This window comes from Dietzia sp. Cai40 (assembly GCF_014145165.1).
Lineage (GTDB): Bacteria > Actinomycetota > Actinomycetes > Mycobacteriales > Mycobacteriaceae > Dietzia > Dietzia natronolimnaea.
On record NZ_JAALEB010000460.1, the window covers coordinates 1 to 4125 of the forward strand.

The following is a 4125-nucleotide window of genomic DNA, read 5'->3' on the forward strand; positions in this document are numbered from 1 at the left end:
CGCGGACGTCGCGGGCCGCGCGCCTCCGTTGACCGCGGGGGGGACGGCCGGGTCGCCACCCGCACCGACCGACCGAGCTCCCGGGAACCCGGGGCCGGACGCGGGCTCCCGACCCGACGCCCAGGCCTTGGCGGCCCCGTTCGCCAGGACGTCCGCCTTCTCGTTGAGCTCGTGTCCTGCGTGACCCTTGACCCACTCGAAGGTGACCTCGCGGCCCTTCATCGCCTCGTCGAGCGCCTTCATGACCTCGACGTTGAGGACGGGCTTCCCGTCGGCCTTCTTCCAGCCCTTGCGCTTCCACCCGGCCATCCACTTTGTCACCGAGTTGATGACGTACTGCGAGTCGCACAGGATGTGCAGCGGCTCGGGGGAGTGCGCGGTCTGACGAAGAAGGTCCAGGACCGCGGTGAGCTCTCCCTGGTTGTTGGTGCCCCGTGTCCAACCGCCGCATCGCCACCGCGATTCGTCGATGTACCAGGCCCATCCGGCCGGGCCGGGGTTACCGAGAGCGGAGCCGTCCGCGGCGGCGATGATCGTCACATCGAGCGATCCTGCCACCGTGGCCGGGGGGAGGACCCACCGGCCACGGTCATCGGGTCACCAGCGGCCTCAACCGTTGAGGTCGCCGTCCTCGATACCGTCCAGGTCGATCGCGGGGGAGCGCTTGCGCTCGTCGAGGCGGGCGGCCCGGGCCGCCTCCCTCATCTCGATCCCGTCGGTGACGAAGTCGCCGACCTCCTTGGCGATGGAACCGACCGCGTCGGTGATGATGACGGCGATCCGGCCGACGAGGGACGCCCCCGCCTGGACACCTGCCTGGACCTGGTCCTTGTTGCGCTCGAAGTCGCTCATCGGATCCGCTCCCTTCGTCAGTGGTGTCCACGAAGGTACCCCGGCTCAGGCCGCGGGTGTCACCTTCCTGCGCTCGATGAGCACGGCCGGCGTGTCCGCCGGGGTGGGCGGCAGCGGCAGGGCCAACCGGAACATCTTGGACCAGACATTGGCCACCTGCTTCCACAACGGGCCGGTCGTGTAGGGAAGGCCGTGCTCCTCGCAGATCGCCCGGACCTCCTCGGCGATCTCCGGGTAGCGGTGAGCGGGCAGATCGGGGAAGAGGTGGTGCTCGATCTGGTGCGAGAGGTTGCCGGTGGCCAGGTGCATGAACGGGCTGCCCGAGATGTTGGCCGAGCCGAGCATCTGGCGCACATACCACTCGCCACGGGTCTCCTCGGCCGTCTCCTCCTGGGTGAAGACCTGGGCGCCGGAGGGGAAGTGCCCGCAGAAGATCACCGAGAACGCCCAGACGTTGCGGACGAGGTTGGCGGTGAGGTTCCCGGCGAAGGTGAGCGGGAACAGCGGCCCGGTGAGTGCCGGGTGGACGATGTAGTCCTTGGCGACCTGACCTCGCATCTTGCCCCACCAGCCGGCGAGCAGGCCCTTGACGTCCGACCACTTGCGCTTGCCCTTGAGCACGTTGTCGTACTCCAGGTCGTGGAGCATGACGCCCCACTCGAACGCCATCATGAGTCCGAACGCGTACAGCGGGTTACCCAGGCGCAGCGGGGTCCACTTCTGCTCGTACTCCATGCGCAGGATGCCGTATCCGATGTCGCGGTCGAGATCGAGGATGTTGGTGTGCGTGTGGTGCATGTAGTTGTGCGAGTGCCGCCACTGGTCGGACGGGCACACGTTGTCCCACTCGAAGCTGGACGAATGGAGCATGTCGTCGCGCATCCAGTCGTACTGGCCGTGCATGACGTTGTGGCCGATCTCCATGTTGTCGAGGATCTTGGAGGCGCTCAGCGCGGCCACCCCTGCGAGCCACGCGGGCGGCAGGAAGCCGAGGAACATCAGGGCGCGCCCGGTCAGCTCGAGTCGACGCTGCATGCGGACCACCCGGAGGATGTAGTCGCGGTCGGCGGTGCCCAGGTCGGCCACCACGCGGTCGCGGATGGCGTCGAGTTCACGGCCGATGATCTCCACCGACTCGGCGGACAGGACCACGGGCTCGGGGGCGGTGGCTTTCGGCTTGGAGGTCTTGGGCTTCGTGGAGCGGATGGTGGGGAGCTGCAGGAGGGTCATGACGGGAGTCCTTCCGGTCGTTCCGGTGGGTACGGGTCGGGTTGTGACGGTGTCGGGGGGTCTAGAGCTCGATCTCGACGTCGCCCACGGGCGCGGAGACACAGATCTGGACCAGGCAACCGGGCTCGGTGTCGACCTCGCCCGTCCTGAGGTCGCGGGTCGCGCCGGAGACCCGGACGGCGGTGCAGGTGTGGCAGATGCCCATCCGGCAGCCGTGCTTCGGGGACAGCCCCGCGGCCTCCGCGCCCTCCAGCAGCGTGGTGCCGGAGTTGTGGGCGGCGACACCGCTCCTGACGTGGGTGACGGTCCCGCCGTCGCCCTCGGGCACGGGTCCGTTGGAGGCGGTGAAGCGCTCGCGGAGGACGTCCCCGTAGCGCTCCGCTCCGAGGACGTCCGACAGGCCGTCGGCCAGGCCGTCGGGTCCACAGAGGAAGACGGTGGCGTCGGAGTGCCACGGTGCCACCTCGTCGAGGTGGCCCTCTGTCAGGTGGCCGACCAGGTCCCGCGACGACGGGTCGGAGGTGACTGACGGGTCCGGGTGGCCCGAGGTGTCTGACGGGTCCGGTGCCACGGTGGGGACCACCCGGACCTCGACACCGGCGCGCGAGAGTTCGCGGATCCGGTCGCGGAACGGCACGTCCTCGACCCGGCGGGCGTAGTGGAGCCACGCGACACGGCCGGTGGCCCCCTCCCCGCAGTGGCCCTCCCCGGCGAGGGTGGAGGCGATGGAGAGCATCGGGGTGATGCCGCTGCCGCCGCTGACCAACAGCACGTCGGTCGGGCGTGCGTCCGGGAGGGTGACCTCCCCGACGGGGTTCCCGAGGAGCAGTCGCATCCCGGGAGCGGCCTCGGACCACAGGTGTTCGGAGACCACGCCCCCCGGATGCCGGCGGACGGCGATCGTCGCCAGGCCGTCGGACCGCGCGGCGGAGTCCACCGGGGAGTAGTGACGGCGGTGGACGACGCCGTCGACCACCACGCCGATCTCGAGAGCGGCTCCGGGGGCGGGCCGGTCGACCCCGGCCGGGAGCCGGAGCGTGATGACGGTGACGTCGGAGACGGGCCGGTCGACGGCGACGACCGTCGCGCCGGTCGGGTCGTCGGACCAGCTCACTCCGAGTGAGCGGACGTAGTGCTCCACCGGGTGCGGGGTGAGCAGGGTGCGGGTGATCCCGCGGGAGAAGAGCCGGCTGATGGTCGGGGCGGTCATGAGGAACTCCGGAAGGTAGTGGTCGGTGTGGTCGTGCGCCGTCGGACGCGGCCTACTGCCGTGATGTGCGGTCCCGACCTCACGGTCGCGGCTGCACCACGGGGGCGTATCCGGCCGGTTCGACCACCGGACGAGTTTGAGTGTACATACGTTCTCTCAAATGGAAAGGGGCCCGCCGCTGTCACGTGGGTCACACTCCGACGGGGGGTTCCCCACATGCGGATACAGGCCTCAGGCGATAGCATCACGGGCGTGGCGACACCAGGTACCCGGGCGGAGCAGAAGCGGCACACACGTGCACTCATCGTTGCCGCGGGCCGCCACGCGGTGGCCACGCGGGGATTCTCCGGCCTGGTCGTCCGCGAGCTCGCACGCGAGGCGGGCATCGTCCCCACCGCGTTCTACCGGCACTTCGAGTCGGTGGACGCCCTGGCCACCGAGATCGCGGCGGGGGCTGCCGAGGCGCTGGGCGAGCTCGTCGACGACCTCGTCGCAGGGCCGGCATCGGATCCCGTCGTGGACTGGCCCGGTCGGGCCTCGGCCGCCGCCGTCCGGGACCCGCAGACCTGGTCGGTGCTCGCCCGCGGGCTCGTCGACACCGCCCATGCCGACCACCGGGTGCTCTCGGCGGCCGTCGACTCCGCACGCCGACGGCTGGGGATCACCCTGGGACGGCTCGAGACGCTCTCCGGCGCGGACGGAAGCGCGGTGGATATCGCGGCCGACCTCGTCGTCGTCGTCCTGTTGCGACTCCTCGTGGAGGTGGCGGTGGGCTACGACGCCCGCGCGGCCGTCGAGGAGTGCACCGGCCGCCTGAGGGTCATCCTCGCCGG

General features: G+C 70.4%; 5 protein-coding genes. 1 reads left to right on the top strand and 4 read right to left on the bottom strand.

The genetic code is table 11. The features are described from left to right. From G6022_RS15600 to G6022_RS15615, 4 genes are all read right to left on the bottom strand, one after another. The coding region (locus G6022_RS15600) for a ribonuclease H (RefSeq protein WP_347238195.1) at positions 1-540 on the bottom strand (540 nt) is incomplete at its 3' end. Between the two features lie 69 nt (positions 541-609). After that, positions 610-852 (bottom strand): hypothetical protein, encoded by a 243-nt coding sequence (locus G6022_RS15605; RefSeq protein WP_179524739.1) that lies wholly within the window; start codon positions 850-852, stop codon positions 610-612. A gap of 45 nt (positions 853-897) precedes the next feature. Next, a complete protein-coding gene (locus G6022_RS15610; RefSeq protein WP_182639345.1) occupies positions 898-2082 on the bottom strand; it encodes an acyl-CoA desaturase in 1185 nt (394 codons plus the stop codon). A 61-nt stretch (positions 2083-2143) separates the two neighbouring features. After that, entirely contained in the window at positions 2144-3292 is a 1149-nt protein-coding gene (locus G6022_RS15615) for an iron-sulfur cluster-binding domain-containing protein (RefSeq protein WP_179524741.1), read from the bottom strand. 252 nt (positions 3293-3544) lie between these two features. On the opposite strand from G6022_RS15615, the gene G6022_RS15620 reads away from it, so the two are divergent. After that, the coding region (locus G6022_RS15620; RefSeq protein WP_182691958.1) for a TetR family transcriptional regulator at positions 3545-4125 on the top strand (581 nt) is incomplete at its 3' end.